This is a genomic window from Streptomyces sp. NPDC002602 (genome assembly GCF_042889445.1).
Lineage (GTDB): Bacteria > Actinomycetota > Actinomycetes > Streptomycetales > Streptomycetaceae > Streptomyces.
Map to the genome: position 1 here is coordinate 205,133 of NZ_JBIAQX010000003.1, position 17,452 is coordinate 222,584.

15 protein-coding genes and 1 tRNA gene are annotated in these 17,452 nt (G+C 71.1%); 4 read left to right on the top strand and 12 right to left on the bottom strand.

Annotation, left to right across the window (positions count from 1 at the left end):
- Positions 1-32: 32 nt before the first annotated feature.
- Positions 33-629, bottom strand: a complete 597-nt coding sequence (locus ACFYW3_RS10240; RefSeq protein WP_389386044.1) for a TetR/AcrR family transcriptional regulator — start codon at positions 627-629, stop codon at positions 33-35.
- A 107-nt stretch (positions 630-736) separates the two neighbouring features.
- Between ACFYW3_RS10240 and ACFYW3_RS10245 the strand changes: the two genes are divergently transcribed.
- Positions 737-1,813 (top strand): FAD-dependent monooxygenase, encoded by a 1,077-nt coding sequence (locus tag ACFYW3_RS10245; RefSeq protein ID WP_389386045.1) that lies wholly within the window; start codon positions 737-739, stop codon positions 1,811-1,813.
- A gap of 30 nt (positions 1,814-1,843) precedes the next feature.
- On the opposite strand, the gene ACFYW3_RS10250 is transcribed toward ACFYW3_RS10245, so the two are convergent.
- From ACFYW3_RS10250 to ACFYW3_RS10260, 3 genes are all read right to left on the bottom strand, one after another.
- Positions 1,844-3,700 (bottom strand): sel1 repeat family protein, encoded by a 1,857-nt coding sequence (locus ACFYW3_RS10250; RefSeq protein ID WP_389386046.1) that lies wholly within the window; start codon positions 3,698-3,700, stop codon positions 1,844-1,846.
- Positions 3,701-3,927: 227 nt separating this feature from the next.
- Positions 3,928-4,001: transfer RNA gene (locus tag ACFYW3_RS10255), tRNA-Met, on the bottom strand.
- Between the two features lie 52 nt (positions 4,002-4,053).
- On the bottom strand, positions 4,054-6,933 hold the full coding sequence (locus ACFYW3_RS10260; protein ID WP_389386253.1) for a UPF0182 family protein: 2,880 nt from the start codon (positions 6,931-6,933) through the stop codon (positions 4,054-4,056).
- A gap of 132 nt (positions 6,934-7,065) precedes the next feature.
- Here ACFYW3_RS10260 and ACFYW3_RS10265 point away from each other — a divergent pair, with 132 nt between their 5' ends.
- Positions 7,066-7,638, top strand: coding sequence for a PPA1309 family protein (locus tag ACFYW3_RS10265; RefSeq protein ID WP_199826455.1), 573 nt, complete (start codon positions 7,066-7,068; stop codon positions 7,636-7,638).
- A gap of 46 nt (positions 7,639-7,684) precedes the next feature.
- Here ACFYW3_RS10265 and ACFYW3_RS10270 read toward each other — a convergent pair whose 3' ends face one another.
- The 4 genes from ACFYW3_RS10270 to ACFYW3_RS10285 all read right to left on the bottom strand — a co-directional run bounded on the left by ACFYW3_RS10270 (position 7,685) and on the right by ACFYW3_RS10285 (position 11,093).
- Positions 7,685-8,773 carry a PDZ domain-containing protein gene (locus ACFYW3_RS10270; RefSeq protein ID WP_389386047.1) on the bottom strand — a complete coding sequence of 363 codons (1,089 nt, stop codon included), beginning with the start codon at positions 8,771-8,773 and terminating at the stop codon, positions 7,685-7,687.
- Between the two features lie 104 nt (positions 8,774-8,877).
- Complete coding sequence (locus tag ACFYW3_RS10275; RefSeq protein ID WP_351749080.1) at positions 8,878-9,075, bottom strand: hypothetical protein; 198 nt, start codon at positions 9,073-9,075, stop codon at positions 8,878-8,880.
- Positions 9,076-9,276: 201 nt separating this feature from the next.
- Positions 9,277-9,738, bottom strand: coding sequence for a molybdenum cofactor biosynthesis protein MoaE (locus ACFYW3_RS10280; protein ID WP_053676397.1), 462 nt, complete (start codon positions 9,736-9,738; stop codon positions 9,277-9,279).
- A gap of 173 nt (positions 9,739-9,911) precedes the next feature.
- On the bottom strand, positions 9,912-11,093 hold the full coding sequence (locus tag ACFYW3_RS10285) for an SDR family oxidoreductase (RefSeq protein ID WP_351749077.1): 1,182 nt from the start codon (positions 11,091-11,093) through the stop codon (positions 9,912-9,914).
- Between the two features lie 192 nt (positions 11,094-11,285).
- Between ACFYW3_RS10285 and ACFYW3_RS10290 the strand changes: the two genes are divergently transcribed.
- Positions 11,286-12,722 (top strand): zinc-dependent metalloprotease, encoded by a 1,437-nt coding sequence (locus ACFYW3_RS10290; protein WP_389386048.1) that lies wholly within the window; start codon positions 11,286-11,288, stop codon positions 12,720-12,722.
- Positions 12,719-13,255: an NUDIX hydrolase gene (locus ACFYW3_RS10295; RefSeq protein ID WP_389386049.1), complete on the top strand. Its 537-nt coding sequence runs from the start codon at positions 12,719-12,721 to the stop codon at positions 13,253-13,255. The genes ACFYW3_RS10290 and ACFYW3_RS10295 overlap by 4 nt, the downstream gene beginning before the upstream one ends.
- Before the next feature lie 193 nt (positions 13,256-13,448).
- Here the strand turns inward: ACFYW3_RS10295 and ACFYW3_RS10300 are convergent, their stop codons facing one another.
- The 4 genes from ACFYW3_RS10300 to ACFYW3_RS10315 all read right to left on the bottom strand — a co-directional run bounded on the left by ACFYW3_RS10300 (position 13,449) and on the right by ACFYW3_RS10315 (position 17,357).
- Complete coding sequence (locus tag ACFYW3_RS10300; RefSeq protein ID WP_351749070.1) at positions 13,449-14,204, bottom strand: AIM24 family protein; 756 nt, start codon at positions 14,202-14,204, stop codon at positions 13,449-13,451.
- Between the two features lie 17 nt (positions 14,205-14,221).
- Positions 14,222-14,902 (bottom strand): AIM24 family protein, encoded by a 681-nt coding sequence (locus ACFYW3_RS10305; protein WP_351749321.1) that lies wholly within the window; start codon positions 14,900-14,902, stop codon positions 14,222-14,224.
- Positions 14,903-14,922: 20 nt separating this feature from the next.
- Positions 14,923-16,590 carry a TerD family protein gene (locus tag ACFYW3_RS10310; protein ID WP_351749068.1) on the bottom strand — a complete coding sequence of 556 codons (1,668 nt, stop codon included), beginning with the start codon at positions 16,588-16,590 and terminating at the stop codon, positions 14,923-14,925.
- A 134-nt stretch (positions 16,591-16,724) separates the two neighbouring features.
- Positions 16,725-17,357, bottom strand: a complete 633-nt coding sequence (locus tag ACFYW3_RS10315) for a M48 family metallopeptidase (RefSeq protein ID WP_351749065.1) — start codon at positions 17,355-17,357, stop codon at positions 16,725-16,727.
- Positions 17,358-17,452: the final 95 nt, after the last annotated feature.

Consider the following 17,452-nt stretch of genomic DNA (forward strand, 5'->3'; position numbering starts at 1 on the left):
GTACGGGAGGCGTCGCGGCAGATGCAAATCGGTTAACCGGCCAGTCCTCGCAGCAGGAGAGCGGTGAGGGTGTCGACCACCTCGTCGTCGTCGAGCGGGACCCCGGCGGTCATCGCCGCGTAGCCGAGCATCGAGATCATCGACCCCATGGCCGCCGCCACCAGCCCGGGATCGCCGGGCAGCGGCCGACCCTGCTCACGCATGTACTCCAGGTGCCGGCGCAGCGGCTCCGTCTCCCGCGTCAGCCGCTCCCAGGCCTGCCCGGCGCCCGGGGGCTCGGTCATGGACTTCTGGAAGAGGGCCACCACGACGGGCAGGTGGTCCCGGAAGACCCCCCAGCTCGCGGCGACGTGCGTGCGGAGCTGCGCGGGATCGGCGAGGTCGTGCTCCCGAGGGTGGTCCTCGGCCCCCACGGCCGTGTCGACCTGGGCCCCCATGTCCGCGAGCAGCGCCTGGAGCAGCTCCTCCTTGCCGGCGAAGTGCTCGTAGAACGCGCCGGTGGAGCGCCCCGCCGCCCCGGTGATGTCGGTGATCTTCGTTTGCGCGTACCCCCGCTCCAGGAACAGCCCCCGGGCGGCTTCCTTGAGCGCCGCCTCCGTGCCGGCCGCCCGCTCCTTGCGCACTCCCACCGGGATCCCCTTGCCGCTTGACGCCGTCGTTGTGCCGTCATCATACTGAATCGAGTTTCACCGAATCGCTATTCAGTGAATGAAGATTCAGCGAGAAGGGCACAGTCATGCGCATCTCAGTCATCGGTGGCGGAGTGGCCGGATCGGCGAGCGCGATCGCCCTGCGCCGGCGCACCGGCGCCGAGGTCACCGTGTACGAGGCCTACGAGGACCCGGCCGGCCACGTGGGCTCGTTCCTCAGTCTGGCCGTCAACGGGCAGCGCGCCCTGGAGACCCTGGGCTGCCTCCCCGCGGTCCGCGCGGCCGGTTTCCAGGTGGCGCGCCAGCGGATGTGGTCGGCCTCCGGGAAGCTCCTCGGCGAGGTTCCCCGGGGCCGGCTCGCCTCCGACGCGCTGCACAGCACGACCCTGCTGCGCGGACGCCTGGTGGAGGCCCTGCGGGCGGAGGCGGTGAGCGCCGGCGCCCGGATCGTCACGGGCGAGCGTGTCGGCGCCGCGGACGTGGACGGGGACCTGGTGGTGGCGGCGGACGGCATCTGGTCCGCGTCCCGCGCCGCCCTGTCGGCGACGGCCCCGGTCCCGGAGTACGCGGGGCTCTACAGCGTGTCCGGGGTCTCGCGGGGCCCGGACCTCGACCCGGACACCTACCACATGGTGTTCGGGCGGCGCGGGGCGTTCCTGTACGTCCCGGCGTCGGACGGCGCGGTGTGGTGGTCGGCCCAGGTGGCCTCGCCGGAACCCCCGGAGACCACCGAGGTGGCCCTGCCCCTGCTCGCGGAGCTGTACGCCGGGGAGGCCGGACCGTCGGAGGTGCTCGCGTCCGCGGTACGGGTCGATCGCGCGATGCCGATGCACCGGATGGCGGAGGTCCCCGTCTGGCACGACGGCCGCACGGTGCTGATCGGGGACGCGGCGCACCCGGTGGGCGCCGGGCAGGGCGCCTCGATGGCCGTCGAGGACGCGGTGGCCCTGGCCGGGTGCGTGGCCTCGGCCTCCACGGTCCGGTCGGCGCTCGACGCCTACACGCGCCTGCGGCGCCCCCGGACGGCACGCATGGGCAGGTCGGCCGGCGCGAACCGCGACTCCAAGACCCCGGGCACCCTGCAACGCCGCGTCAACGACGCCCTGATGCCCCTGTTCTTCCGCCACGCGTACGCCCGCTCGACGTCATGGCTCTACCGCTGACCCCGAACGGCGCCTGCCGGCCGTTCAGGGTCAGGCCGAGAGTTCCTCGGCCAGCGCGTCCCGCAGCCTGGCGGCCCGTTCCGAGACCTCCGCCGGCCCCAGCTCCATGGCCCGCACGCACCACTTCTGCCCCTCCGTCAGGTCCCCCTGACGCGCGGCCAGCAGCCCCAGCCGCAGCGCGGCCCGGCCGTGTCCGGACACGGCCGCCCGTGTCCACCACAGCGCCGCTTCCGGCTCGTTGCCCTCCCGTGCCAGCAACAGCCCCAGGTTGAAGGCCCCGTTGCGGGAGCCGGCCTCGGCCGCCTCCCGGTACCACCGCGCCGCCATCGCCAGGTCACCGCGCGCGGCGGCCAGCATCCCGACGCGCACCTGCGCCCGCCGGTGGCCGAGCTCGGCGGCCCGCTCGTACCACTCCTCGCTCTCGGTGCGCGCGGCGCCGCCCGCCGACTCGCCGAGCGCCGGCGGCTCCCGCGGCGGGGCCAGCGACTCCAGCAGCGAGGCCAGCCGGAAGGCGGCCTCCGCGCTGCCGCCGCCCGCCGCGCAGCGCAGGTGGCGTTCGGCGGCCCGCTCCTCGCCGTCCCGCACAAGGGCGATGCCCACCTGGAGCGCCGCGTCGGTGTGCCCCGCCGACGCGGCCCGCTCGTACCACTTCAGCGCCGTACGGTCCTCGTCCCGACCGGCGAACAGGATGCCCAGGTTGAAGGCGGCGTCCACGCTGCCCGCCTCCGCCGCCTTGGAGAACCACGGCTCGGCGCCCTCGGTGTCCCCGCCCTGCAGCAGCAGGATGGCCAGCGCGTTGGCCGCCTCGCGGTGGCCCGCGTACGCCGCGCGCCGGTACCACTGCTCGGCCTGCGCGGTCCGCTCCTGCGCGGCGCACAGCAGGGCGAGGTTGTACGCCCCGTTCTGGTCGCCCGCGTCCATGGCGGCCCGGTACCACTTCTCGGCCGTCTGGGTCTCCCCGCGCGCGGCGTGCAGCGCGCCCAGCGCGTTGGCGGCGTTGCCGTCCCCGTCCTGGGCGGCGCGGTGCCACCAGGCGGCCGCGCTGTCCTCGTCGCCCGCGTCGCGCAGCAGGAACCCCAGGGCGCAGGCCGCCCGGGCCTCGCCCTGCTTGGCGGACGTCAGGTACCAGCGCCCGGCCTCCTTGAGTTCCCCCCGCGCCTCCAGCAGCGCGCCCAGGTGCAGGGCGGCCCGGCGGTGTCCGCGCGCGGCGGCCTGCCGGTACCACTGCTCGGCCTCGGCGGGGTCGCCCTTGCGCAGGTGCCGTGCCAGTCGGTACGCGGCTTCCCGGTGGCCCTGCTCGGCGGCCGCACGGAACCAGCGCTCGACGCCCCGGTCCCCGCGGTGCTCCAGCAGGTCGGCCAGTCCGTACGCGCCCAGGGCGTGACCGGATTCCGCCGCCTGGCGCAGCCAGTACTCGGCGGCGGGCTCGTCCCCCCGCTCCCGGTAGTAGCGGCCGAGGGCGTGCGCGGCGGGTGCGGATCCGGCCACCGCGGCGACGCGCCACCAGCCGGCGGCCTCTTCGGGGTAGCCCCGCTGGTGCAGCAGCACGCCGAGGTTGTTGGCGGCGGCCCGGTCGCCCTCGCCGGTGGCTCCGCGCAGGTACGGCTCGGCCCCGGCGAGGTCGCCGCGGCGCAGCAGCAGCGCCCCGAGCACGCTCATGGCGCCGGGGTCGCCCTTGTCGGCGGCCACCCGGTGCCGGGCCTCCAGCTCGGCGTCACTGGCCACGTCGGCTTCGCCGAAGACTTCGTCCGCGAAATCCGCGTCGGTCAGTGCGGTCTGCGCGTCAACGGTGCGAGCCGCCTCAACGGCTCCCGTGCCCGGCTCGGCCTCCGCCCTCACAAACCGCCCTGTCTCCAGCAGAGTTGACCTGTCCCCCATAAATCCCATCGTCGCATCACCTGCTACCCGCGTACACCTGGTATGTCGCAGCCAGTGAGGTCACTACAGCGTTTTGTCGACATGCCCACAGAGAGACAAGTCAAACACGCTCCTGCCCCAACTCACCCGCCCCAGCGACCCCGTGTCTGTCACGCCTTCGTCACGCCCCACGTCCGCGCCCCTTCGCGAACATGACGAAGGCCCGGATCCCATGGGATCCGGGCCTTCGTTTTCAGTAGCGGGGACAGGATTTGAACCTGCGACCTCTGGGTTATGAGCCCAGCGAGCTACCGAGCTGCTCCACCCCGCGTCGGTAAAACCACAGTAGCACGACGCGGGACGGAGCCATTACCAAGTGATCGTCAGCCTCCGGACTTGGGGGCCGTGAGCTTCGCCTCGGCGTCGATCGCCCGCTGAAGCGCCGACTTGATGTCCTCCTGCGCCTTGCCGAACGCCGTCCAGTCACCGGACTGGCGGGCCTTCTCGGCCGCCTCGATGGCCTTCTGCGCGTCCGACAGCGCCGCCTTGACCGTGGGGTCCTGGGCGGTCGGCGGGGTGACGGTGCCCTCGCCCGGCGGGTTCTCCGGGGTCACGGGCACGGTCGGCGCCTCTGCCCCGAAGACCACGTTCAGTGCCTTCTCCAGCGTGTCCTCGAAGGCCGTCTGGCCGCCGTAGGTCACCAGCACCTTGCGCAGCAGCGGGTACTTCAGATTGGAACTGCGGACGTACACCGGCTCCACGTAGAGCATGCCGCCGTCGAGCGGCACCGCGAGCAGGTTTCCGTACTCGACCTCGGAGTCTCCACCGCGCAGCAGGCGGATCGACTCCGCGATCTTCGGTTCGGACTGGAACTTGCTCTGTACCTGCTTGGGGCCGTCGACCGGCTTGCTGGTCGGCAGCTTCAGGATTCTGATCTTGCCGTAGTCCGGGGTGCCCGGATCGGCGTTGACCGCCATGTAGGCGCTCAGGTTGTCCCGCTCGTTCGGCGTGAACGTCGTCGTGAGCGAGAAGACCTGGTCCTTCTCCCGCTGGCTCGGCATCTTCATCGACAGGTAGTACGGCGGAAGCGCCGTGCCCGCCTTGACGGTCGGGTCGTCCGGGACGGCCCAGGCCTCACTGCCGCTGAGGAAGGTCTGCGGGTCCGTGACGTGGTAGCGGGTGAGCAGCTCGCGCTGGACCTTGAAGAGGTCCTGCGGGTAGCGCAGGTGGTCCATGAGCGCCTTGGGGATCTCGCTCTTGGCCTTCACCGTGCCCGGGAACGCCTTCATCCAGGTCTTGAGGACCGGGTCCGCCTTGTCCCACTGGTACAGGTCGACCGTGCCGTCGTAGGCGTCGACGGTCGCCTTCACCGAGTTGCGGATGTAGTTGACCTGGTTCTCCTGGGCGACCACCGCGCGCTGGCTGTTGGTCAGCGAGTCCGCGGTGCTCTGGCCCAGCGTGGTGCGCGAGGCGTACGGGTAGCCGTTGGTCGTCGTGTACGCGTCGACGATCCACTTGATCCGGCCGTCGACGACCGCCGGGTACGGCGCCCCGTCGATGGTCAGCCACGGCGCGACGGCCTCGACGCGCTCCTTGGGCGTGCGGTGGTAGAGGATCCGCGAGCCCTCGCCGATGGCCCCGGAGTACAGGATCTGCGGCTCGCTGAAGGAGAGCGCGTACGCCGCACGGTTGATCGCGTTGTCGAGATTGACCCCGGAGTCGCCCTTGTAGCTCGTCTCCTTCTCGCCCTTGTCGTCCGAGTAGTCGAGCTCCTTCTGCGGTCCGCCGACGATCGAGTACTGCTTCGTCATCTCGCCGTAGTAGATGCGCTGCTCGAAGTCCGTGCCGAACATGCCCTTGGAGGGCAGGTCGGACTGGGTGAAGTCGGGGGCGCCCTGGTCACCGACGGTGGTGCCCTTGGCCGCGACGACGCCGTAGCCGTGGGTGTACTTGAAGTGGTCGTTGATCCAGTTGTTCTTCGGGATGCCGCCGATGTTCAGCTCGCGCAGGCCGATGACCGTGTCCTGGCCGTTGTACCGGTCCACGGCGAGCGTGGACGGGAACCCGTAGTAGCCCTTGACCTGCTGGAGCTGCTGGAAGGCCGGCGAGACGATGTTCGGGTCGAGGAGACGGACGCTGGCCGTGGTGTCCGCGGCCTGGCGCAGCTTGGTCTTGTCCTCGGTCTGCGGTACGCCCGGGTATTCCTTGACCTCGGACTGGGCGATCCCGTAGGCGTCGCGCGTCGCCTTGATGTTCTTCTGGACGTACGGCGATTCCTTGGCCTGCTCGTTCGGCTGGACCTGGAACTTCTGCACGATCGCCGGGTAGAGCCCGCCGATCAGGATCGCCGAGAGAACCATCAGGCCGAAGCCGATGACCGGAAGCTGCCAGGTACGGCGCCACAGCGTGGCGAAGAACAGGACCGCGCAGATCGCGGCGATGGCGACGAGGATCGTCTTGGCCGGCAGGTAGGCGTTGGCGTCGACGTAGCGCAGGCCGGTCCAGTTGTCGGCGGCCTTGAAGTCGCTGGACTTCACGGCGAGGCCGTACCGGTCGAGCCAGTACGCGATCGCCTTGAACGTCACGAAGAGGCCGAGCAGCACCGACAGGTGCCCGGTGGCCGCGGCGGTGGCCCGGGCGCCCGGGCTGGTGACGCGCAGTCCGCCGTAGAGGTAGTGCACGACGGCGGCGGCGATCACCGACAGGACGATCGCGGCGAAGCCGAAGCCGAGCAGGAAGCGGTACCAGGGCAGGTCGAAGGTGTAGAACGACACGTCCAGGCCGAACTGGGGGTCCTTCTGCCCGAAGGGCACCCCGTTCACGTACATCAGCCAGGTCTTCCACTGGCCGGCCGCCGAGGCGCCCGCGATCAGGCCGACGATCGCGGCGATGCCCAGGAGCAGCCACTTCTTGTACGGCGCGACGCTCATGCGGTAGCGATCGAGGCTCTGCTGCTCCATCGACATCGCGCTGAGCGGCGGCCGCAGCCGGTGCGCCAGCCAGATGTTGAACCCGACCGCACCCGCCATCAGCAGGCCGAAGACGGCGAAGAGCCCGACCTTGGTCCACAGGGTGGTGGTGAAGACCGAGGAGTACTCGACGGATCGGAACCAGAGCCAGTCGGTCCAGAAGCCCGCGAACATGATGAACAGCATGGCCAGGACGGCCAGGACGCCCAAGGTCATCAATAGAGTCCGGGCACGCCGGGACGGGCGGCCGACTCTCATCCGTGGCCCGGAAGGGCCTCCGCCGCGGTCCGGCATCTGGAAAGCCAAGGTGCGCACCTCTGAAAGTCGCTGGGTCTGGTCATCAACGGGGCCCCCGATCGTAGAGCCCACTCATGCAACTTACTGAGGCTTTAGTCAGTTCCCGGTATCGGGTGGAAAGGAGGCAGGATGTTGTCCATGTCCAACCTTTCTCCTTCCGCCGGCACCCCGATGGCCGCCTCCCCGCTGACGCGCGCCGTCCTTGAGATCGACGAGTACGCCTCCACCCTCGGCTGGGACAAGCCGGCCCGGCTGTTCGCCCTGGTCGACACCGCCAAACTGCGCAAGCAGGAGCCGGGCCTCGCCCGTCAGCTGGGCCTCGACCAGGACGACGCGGGCAAGAGCCAGCTCACCCCGATCGAACAGGACGAGGTGCCCGCGGGGACCCCGCTGGACAAGTTCCTGGGCACCATCGCCTGGCCCGCCGCGATCGTCGGCTGCGCGCTGACCGTGGAGCGCCTGATGCTGCCGCCGTCGGCGGAGGCCTCCGTCCCCGAGGGGCTCGGCGACAAGCAACTGGCCAAGTGGGTCGCCGGGCATCCGGACCGGCAGGAGGTGCGGCTGACCGTGGGTGTCCTGCGGGACGGGTCGCGGGAGTCGGCCGTGCGGCTGCGCGAGAAGGACTCGTCGACCGAGGTGCTGACGGGCGCGACCCTGGTGCCGGGGCTGGCCGAGGCGCTGGCCGCGACCTTCCTGGACTGACCGGAGCCGTCCGACCCGTTCGCCCGCGAGCATCCGTGGGGGCCGGTCAGGGCTTGCCGCACTGCGGCAGCCCTGCCGTCTCCCCCTTGGAGATCTTCTCCAGCGCCTTGGTGGCGTCGTCGATGGTGGACACCTTCACCAGCGTGAGGCCGTCCGGCACGTGGGCGGAGGCGGCGGCGCAGTTGTCGGCCGGGGTCAGGAAGTACTCGGCGCCGGCCTGACGGGCGCCGATGGTCTTCATCTGGATGCCGCCGATCGGTCCGACCTTGCCGTCGTCGTCGATGGTGCCGGTGCCGGCGACGAACTTCCCGCCGGTCAGGTTCTCGGGGGTCAGCTTGTCGACGATGCCGAGCGCGAACATGAGACCGGCGCTCGGGCCGCCGACATCGGCGAGGTTGATGCCGATCGGGAACGGGAAGGTGTGGTCGATCCCGGCCCGGATCCCGACGATGGCGTGACCGTCGTCCTCCGCCTTGCCCGTGGTGACCTTGATCCTGGCGGTGGCGCCGGGCTCGCGGTTGGCCTTCTCCGCCTCCGCCATCTCCTTCGCGGGGACGACGACGAACTCGACGGGCTCCCCGACCTTGTGCTTGGTGACCAGCCTGGCCACGTCGGCGGCCTCGGCCACGGGGGTGCCGTCCACGGACTTGATCACGTCGCCGGCGTGCAGGCTGCCCTCGGCGGGGCCGCCCTTGACCACGGAGGACACGATGACGTGCGGGGTGACCGGGATCTTCAGCTGCTTGAGCGCCGCGACCTTGGCGCTCTCCTGGGACTGGCTGAACTCCTCGGCGTTCTCCTGCGTGGACTGCTTCTCCGTCTTCCCGTTCGGGTAGAGGTTCTCGTGCGGTACGACGATGTTGTCGCCGGACAGCCACCCGTACGCCGCTTCCAGCAGGTTCATGTCGTAGTCCGCGCCGGTGACCCGGACGGTCGTCATGTTGAGGTGCCCGCTGGTGGGGTAGGTCTTGTGCCCCGAGATGCTGAGGACCGGCTCGCCGCGCGAGTCCCCGAGCGTGTTCACCGTGGGGCCCGGGCTCATCTCGGAGTACGGGACCTTCAGGAACACCCCTGCGCAGAGCAGCGCGAACAGGACGAGGGTGGAAGCGAGCATCGTCGCGGTGCGGCGTGGCATGGATCGACAGTACGGGACGCCCCTGGCGGGCGGCCCGTGGGGCCGGGCCGTACGGGGTCGTGCGCGTGAACTCTCAGGCGATTCTCAGGGACTCGCGGGACGCCTCAGACGGCGTCGGAACCGGAGTGCGCCTCCACCTTCGTCCTGGTGTGGTCGGTCTTGTCCATGACCTCGCGGAACCTCGCGTAGCCGGCCAGCTCGGATATGTCGCCGGATGTCCGGTCGCGAGCAGCCCAGCTGCCCCATATCGCCGCTCCGATGGCGGCGAACAGCGGAATCAGCAACCACGCCAATGACGCCATGGACGTGCCTCCCTGCCCCGAAAGTACGTGTCGTTGGTGGCTTCAACGCTCGTGCCCGGAAAGGGGTTACGCAAATCGGGGGCGTGTTGCGGAGCCGAACGGGTGCGAGGTTACCCCCTTGCGGGGGCGGTTCCGCGACCGGGGGTGTACCGGGGGGTGTCCGGGGGTGTAGCGGGGGTGTGGGGTCGCCTCGGGAGGGGTTCAGCAGGCGCCGACCCACTCCTCGGTGCCGTCCGCGAACGTCTGGTGCTTCCAGATCGGCACCTCGTGCTTGAGGTCGTCGATCAGCATCCGGCAGGCCTCGAAGGCCTCGCCGCGGTGCGGGCAGGACACGGCGACGACCACCGCGAGGTCGCCCACCGACAGGTCGCCGACGCGGTGGACGGCGGCGAGGGCGCGGACCGGGAACTTGGCCACGACGCGCTCGGCGACGCGGCGCATCTCGGCCTCCGCCGTCGGGTGGCAGGAGTAGCCGAGGGAGTCCACGTCCGCCCCGCTGTCGTGGTTGCGCACGGTGCCGACGAAGAGGGTCGTACCGCCCGTCGCGTCGTCGCCGACGGCCTGGAAGACCTCGTCGATCGAGAGCGGGGTCTCACGGATTTCGAGCAGGCGGATCGGGTCCGGAGCGGCCTGCTCGCCGGGGTGGTCGAAGTGCGGAGCCATGGAGCCATCGTGCACCACGGCCTTCGGATCGCGGTATGGCCGATTCGACCGGCTGTGCGACCCGACCGTATGGAGCCTCCTACAGGACCTCGGCCCCGGCCCGCTCTCGACCCGGCCCCGAGCGCCCCGCCCCGGGCCGTCGCGGGCCCGGGGGCGGGCATCGGCCCGGCGTCTCAGATCCCCCGGCGCTTGCGGGCGCGACGGACCGCGGCGGCCGCCCCGAGGAGGGCGACGGTGGCACCGGCGGCGCCGGCGGCCGTGGCGGCGTCCTTGCGGCCCAGGCGACGGCCCGCGACGGTGTGCCGGCCCGCGACCTCCTGGAGCAGCTCGGCGAGCACTTCCTCGTTGGTCCAGCGGGGCCGCCAGCCGGCCGCGTGCAGTCCGCTGACGCTGACCACCCACGGGTGCATCGTGTAGGCGAGGTCGCCGGCCGGGGACGGCGTCAGGCCGATCCGGTGCAGTCGGGCCGCAGCGCCCAGGGCGACCGCGGAGGGGAGCTCCATGCGGCGGATGCCGCTCAGCTCCTCGACCTCCTCCTGCTCCAGCCAGCCCTCGCAGCCGACCGCCAACTCGCCCTCGACCTTCTCCAGCGCCGCGTACTCCAGGGCGCTGACCAGGTCCTCGACGTGGCAGAACTGCCAGGTGGGCCGCGATCCCGCGACCACGAGCAGGCGCGGCGACTCGAAGTACCGGGTCAGCGCCGTGTCGGTGCCTCCGACCAGGACGGCGGGCCGCACCACGGTGACGTTCAGCCCGGGGTGCGCGCGGGGTGCCCGGCGGCCGAGCCGCTCGATCTCCAGGAGGTCTCCGACGCCGGTGGCCTCGGCGGTGGCGCGCAGCTCGGAGTCCTCGGTCAGCGGGATGTCGTTGTCCGGGAGCGCCCCGTAGACCATGGCGGAGGTGCACAGCACGACCCGGTGCACCCCGGCCGCGGCGGCGGCCGTCAGGACGGTCTGGGTCCCGCGCACGTTGTACGCCGTACGGGCCGCCGGGTCCGTTTCGAGGTCGAGGTCGAGCGCGAGGTGGACGACGACGTCCGCACCGCGCAGCTTCTCGGCGATCGCGGGGTCCCGTACGTCCAGGACGTGCCACTGCGCGGCCGCGCAGTCACCGCGTCGCTCGTCGATCGCGACGACCTGCTTGACCTCGTCGGATTCGACGAGGCGGGCCACCAGAGCGGCGCCGACGCCCGACGCGGCCCCGGTCACGGCGATCACCGGGTTGTGCCGGCGGAGGCCGTTCTCGTTTCGCGTCTGGCGAACGCCAGGGGCGCTGTCACCGTGCTCAGGGCTGTCTTCGGCGTCCTGCGGCGCGCGGCTGTGCTTGTCCGAAAGCTGCGGATCCGGGGAACTCACCAGGCGTCTCCAGCGGTTGTCTTCAGTAGGGACGCGCCGTGACGCGTACCTACCAGGTGACGTCCATCCTGCCGCAGCCCAGGAGCCGGCGGAGCACCGAGCCCGGAAGCGGGCGGGGTGTCTACGCTGGGTGGTGTTGTCGGACCATTGCCGTCGGCTCCCGCCGGCGGCCCTACGAGCCGAGGAAACCCCGTGAGCGACACCCCATTCGGATTCGGCCTTCCGCCGGAGGAGCCGGAGAACGGCGACGAGGGCAAGAAGAAGGGCAATGAGGGCGGTCAGGGCGGCCCGGCGAATCCGTTCGGGTTCTCCGGCATGGGCCTGCCGGGTGCCGGCGGCCCGGGCGGTGCGGACAACCCGTTCGCCTCGATGTTCGGTGCCATGAATCCGAACGACCTCGGCGCGGCCTTCCAGCAGCTCGGCCAGATGCTGAGCTACGAGGGCGGTCCCGTGAACTGGGACATGGCCAAGGACATCGCCCGCCAGACCGTCGCGCAGGGCACCGGCGACGGTGTGAAGGACACCAGCGTCGGCGTCGCCGAGAAGTCGGCGGTCCAGGAGGCCGTACGCCTGGCCGACCTGTGGCTGGACGGGGTGACCTCGCTGCCGTCGGGTGCGAACACGGCGGTGGCGTGGAGCCGCGCCGAGTGGGTCGAGGCGACCCTCCCGGTGTGGAAGGAGCTCGTGGACCCGGTCGCCGAGCGTGTCGGGGCGGCCATGGGCGGGGTGCTGCCCGAGGAGATGCAGGCCATGGCGGGCCCGCTGCTCGGCATGATGCGTTCCATGGGCGGCGCCATGTTCGGTCAGCAGATCGGCCAGGCGGTGGGTGTGCTCGCGGGCGAGGTCGTCGGCTCGACCGACATCGGGCTCCCGCTGGGCCCGACGGGCAAGGCCGCCCTGCTGCCGTTGAACATCGAGGGCTTCGGCAAGGACCTGGGCGTGCCGGCCGACGAGGTCCGGCTGTACCTGGCGCTGCGCGAGGCGGCGCACGCGCGCCTGTTCGCGCACGTGCCGTGGCTGCGCTCGCACCTGTTCGGCGCCGTCGAGGGCTACGCCCGCGGCATCAAGGTCGACACCTCGAAGCTGGAGGACGTGGTCGGTCAGCTCGACCCGTCGAATCCGGAGCAGTTGCAGGAGGCCCTCGCGGGCGGCATGTTCCAGCCGCAGGACACCCCGGAGCAGAAGGCGGCCCTGGCGCGCCTGGAGACGGCGCTCGCCCTGGTCGAGGGCTGGGTCGACGCGGTGGTGCACGAGGCCGCGAAGCCCCGTCTGACCTCGGCGGACGCCATGCGCGAGACCATGCGCCGGCGGCGCGCCTCCGGCGGTCCGGCCGAGCAGACGTTCGCCACGCTGATCGGGCTGGAGCTGCGTCCGCGTCGACTGCGCGACGCCTCGCGGCTGTGGGCCTCGCTCACGGACGCTCGGGGCGTGGACGGTCGCGACGGGCTGTGGGAGCACCCGGACATGCTGCCGACGGCCTCCGACCTGGACGACCCGGACGGATTCGTACACCGCGAGCAGTTGGACTTCTCGGAGATCGACAAGATGCTCGGCGAGGCCGCCGAGAAGCGCGATCAGGGCCATCAGGGCGATCAGGGTGCCGACGGCGAGGGTGAAGAGAAGAAGTGAGCCTGTACGACGACGCGGTCGCGGTCCTGAAGGATCTCGCGGCGACGGACGAGCAGCAGAGCGGGCTGCGGGACGTCTACCTGGAGCACCTCGCCGCCCATCCCGACGGGGTCTACAAGCCCTGCCGGGCCGGGCACGTCACCGGCAGCGCGCTGGTGATCGACCCGGTGCGGGGGCGCGTGCTGCTCACCCTGCACAAGAAGCTGGGCATGTGGCTCCAGATGGGCGGTCACTGCGAGCCCGGTGACGCCACCCTCGCGGACGTGGCGCTGCGCGAGGCCGTCGAGGAGTCGGGGATCGCCGGCGGGCTGACCCTGCTGCCGGGCGGCCCCGTGAGGCTGGACCGGCATGCGATCCCCGAGCCGTGCAACTGGCACCTGGACGTGCAGTACGCGGCGCTGGCCCCGGCCGACGCGGTGGCGGAGATCAGCGAGGAGTCGCTGGACCTGCGCTGGTTCCCGTACGCGGAGGTGGCGGCGGTGGCCGACGCCTCGGTCGTGCGGCTGATGGAAGCGAGCCTGGCGCGTCTTTGAGACGTCCGGGAGGACATGCGGAAGGGGCGGGTCCGTCGGGACCCGCCCCTTCCGGCGTCAAGCGTGGCGTGCCACGCCGTTGGGTGCCGTACCGCACCGTGCCGTGCCGTGCCGTGCCGTGTCGTGCCGTGCCGTGTTGTGCCGTGTCGTGCCGTGTTGTGCCGTGTCGTGTTGTGCCGTGTCGTGCCGTGGATCAGTTCCAGGCGTTGTTCTGGTTCTGGCTGTGGGCGCCGTGCTGGCCCATGCCGAACTGGGCGGCGGCGCCCTGACCGATCTGGGCGTTCTGCGGCGGCAGCGCCTCGCTGGGCTGCACGAGGGCGAAGCCGGTGCCGAGGAAGCTGAGCTCCCAGCCCTCGCCGGTGTTGCCGCGGCGCCGCCAGACTCCGGCGGAGTGTGTCTGGGCCTGCATCTGCACCCGCAGCGAGGTGGACCAGGCGACGATCGCGTCGGCGTCGGCGTTGACGTACTTGTCGGGCGTGACCTGCATCATCAGCGGCTGACCGGAGGTCATCAGGGCGACCTTGCCGCGACCGCTGATGTTGAGCTGGTACTTGCCGGAGCCGGAGATCCCGTACTGGCTGTCCACGGCGATGGCCTCGGTGTGCAGGGTCGAGTCCAGCGCCAGCACGTAGCTGCTGTCGACGGTGAGACCGTCCTGGTCCACGTCGACGACGTGCACGTACTGGGCCAGGTTGGCCAGGTAGACCGTGCCCTGCCCGGAGCAGCGCATCAGGTCCAGGCCCTCGCCGGTGCGGGCGCGGGCGGTGCGCTGGGTGGTGCTCTGGTACTCGCCGTCGAAGTCGATGATCCCCTGGTAGGCGACCATCGCGCCCTTGCGGGCGAGGACGTCGTCGGTGCCGCTCAGGGAGACCCGCAGCAACTGCGGGTTCTGCACGGTGTACCGCTCCTGGGACTGCGCCTCGGCGTGGGCGAAAAGTGCGCTCTGCATGATGTGTCCGCTCCCCCTCAGCCCCGGGTCCGGAGCCGGTCGGTGCTGTCCTCGCTGGGCTGTACCACGACGATTCCCTGGCCGGAGAAGGCCATCTGGTAGGCCTCACCGCTGCCCCGGCCGATCATCGACGAGGCCTTGAAGCTCCGCTTCCCCTTGACCTTGAGGTTCGGGGACCAGGCGACGAGCGCGTCGGGGTCGACGTACGTCTCGTCGTCGCCGCGACCGCAGTCGACGACGATCGGGGTGCCGCGGGAGGTGATGGCCACCCAGCCGGTGCCGGAGACCTGCACGTTGAACAGGCCCTGGCCGGCGAACTTGGCCATGCCCTTGACCCGCTCGACGCCCCACTGGAGGTGGGCGTCGAAGGCGAGCAGGCTGCTGCCGTTGACGGACAGGGCGTCGTTGTCGAGGTTGATGACGACGACGTCCGCGCCGTAGTCCGCGAGGTAGAGCAGGCCGTCGCCGGTGCACTTCATCAGCGGGGCGCCCTCGCCGGTGATCCACTGCGAGGCCATCTGGCGGACGGCGGGCGGGTTGGGCTCGTACTGGACGAAGCCCTCGTACGCGACCATCGATCCGGTGCGCGCGAACAGGTCCTGGCCGCTCTGCATGGCGACCTTGAGCATGGCTCGGCCGTGGTTCTCCATGCGGGCCGTGACGGGGGTCGGGGCGTATCCCGCGAGTTGCTGGTTCATGGCGTTCATGACGGGCTCCCTCAGACCTCGTACGGCTGGACGACGATGAAGTTGCCGGGCGCGCCGCGGAACTGGAGGTTCACGGTCTCCCCGCTGTGGCCCGGATAGGCGGTGCGGCGCAGCCGGACCTGGCTGGAGATGATCACCTGCGAGGCGGCGGACCAGGCGACGATGGCGTTGCTGTCCGCGAAGGTGGTCGGGGTGACGGGCAGGACGACCGGGACGCCCTGCGTCTTGACGATCACCGTGCCACTGCCCTGGAACTGCATCGTGAACAGGGCGCCGCCGGGGATGCCGTGGCCCTCGATGCGACGGACCTCGTGCTGGAGGGACTCGTCGAAGGCGAGGACGTTCTCCGCGGAGACGCAGATGCCGTCGCCCTGGAGCTCGATGGCGTGCAGGTGGGCGCCGTTCTCGGCGAGGAAGACCTGTCCGCGACCGGTGCAGCGCATCAGCTGCATCTCCTGGCCGGTGGCGTTGCCGACGATGCGGCCGGCGAACCCGGCTCCCTTGTAGCTGAAGTCGACCTTGCCCTGGTAGAGCACCATGCTGCCCTGGCGGGCGAGGACGGCCTGGCCGCCCATGGACAGGTCCACCCGCATGAGCTGCTGGTTCTGCGGGGTCCAGCGGGTGCCGGTGGGGGCTTCCTTGTACGGCTGGAGCGCGGCGGCGAGGCCGTGCCCGGCGGCGGCCGGCTGGGGTTGCTGCGCGTACTGGGGCGGCTGCCCGCCGTACGGGGGTGCCTGCTGGCCGGGGACCTGGCCGTACGAGGGCTGCTGCCCGTAGGGCGCGGGGGCGGGTGCCGGCGGCGGTACCTGACCGCCGTAGCCGGGCTGCTGCCCCGGGACCTGACCGTACGAAGGGGTTCCGGGCTGCTGCGGGGGGTGGGGCGGTTGACCGTACGGCGCGGTGGGCTGCGTCGTGAGCGGCCCGACCATCGTCGGGGCCGAGTGCACCGGCTGGTGCGGGGCGCCGGCCGGTCCGCCGAACGACGGCGCGGGGGCGGGTGCCGGGGCGGGAGGCGGCGCGGGTGCCTGGGCGGGGGCCGGGGCAGGGGCGCCGAAGGCGGGTGCGGGCGCCGGGGCGGCCTGCTGCGGCGGCGGGGCGAAGCCGGGCGCTCCCGCGGCCTGGGCCGGGGCCTGCTGCTGCGGCTCCTCCTCCTCGGCGACCTCGCCGCCGAAGTTCTTCAGCAGCGCGGCGAGTCCGCCGTCGAAGCCCTGCCCGACGGCGGCGAAGCGCCACACGTCCTTGAGGTAGAAATCGCCGATCATCAGGGCGCGTTCGGTGCTGAACTCGGCGCCCGTGAACGAGTACCGGACGACTTCCTCACCGCCGGCCACGATCCGGATGTAGCCCGGGCCGATCTGCGACATCTGTCCGGGACCGTCGATGGAGGCGGCGAAGGACAGCTTGTGGATGTTCTGCGGGATCCGGTCGAGAGTCACCCGGAAGGATTCGCTGTCGCCCGCCTGTGTGCCGAGCTGCTGAATGGACTCTTCCGGCGACTTCGGCTGGTTGTAGAAGACGAAGTAGCGATCGTCCGAGAGCTGCTCGTTCGCATCGAGGCCGAAGCAACTGATGTCGATGGCAAGCCCGGGCCCGGCGATCTGGACACCCACGTACAGATCGGTGCCCGCTGTCAGATCGCTGATCTTGGCCTTGTGGCCGCGTTGGAATTCCCTGGCCATACGTCCGACCGTCCCCCATCCCGACTGTGAATGCGTGCCGCAGGCTAACGGCTGCCGCTCAGGCTAACGGCTTCCGCCGACATCGAGCCAAGTCGGTACCGACCCGGTACACATCACGCTCGACCACGCCATGATCATTCGTCCCGCGCTCCGGGAACCGCGGGAAGGCGCTCGGCCGCGACCACTCCCTCCAGGTATCCGCGGGCCCGTTCGGTCTTCGGGTACGCCTCCAGCAGTTGCCAGAAGCGCGGGCCGTGACCGGGGACGAGGAGGTGCGCCAGCTCGTGCAGCAGCACGTAGTCGACGACGTACTCGGGCATGCCCTGGAGGCGGTGGGAGAGGCGGATGCTGCCCTCGGCCGGGGTGCAGGAGCCCCAGCGGGTGTTCTGATTGGTGACCCAGCGGACCGAGCGGGGGCGGGCACGGCCGTCGAAGTACTGCTCGGACAAACGCTCGGCGCGTTCGGTGAGTTCCGTGTCGCCGAGGGTGCGTTTGCTTTCCTGGGCGGCGAGCTTGTCGAGCATGACGCCGACCCAGCGCCGCTCCTCCGCCTCCGACATCCGGGCAGGGATCAGGACGACCGTCCGGTCACCCTCACGGTAGGCGGAAACGGTCCTGCGGCGGCGCGCGCTCCGGCGGACTTCGACGGCGCGCTGCGAGGGATCGGCGGACACGCCAGCACGGTACCCGCTCGTCGTGACGGAAGTCCCGCTCGTCCGCGCTTCGAACTTGATCGATTCGCAGCCGAAATCAGAAACGCCCTTCATGCCTCTTTTCTCCATCTCATATGCCTAATACCCCCCGCCTGTGGACAAGTTCGCACACCGATTCCCGAGGGCGGGCAATGTTGCGGACGGAGGCG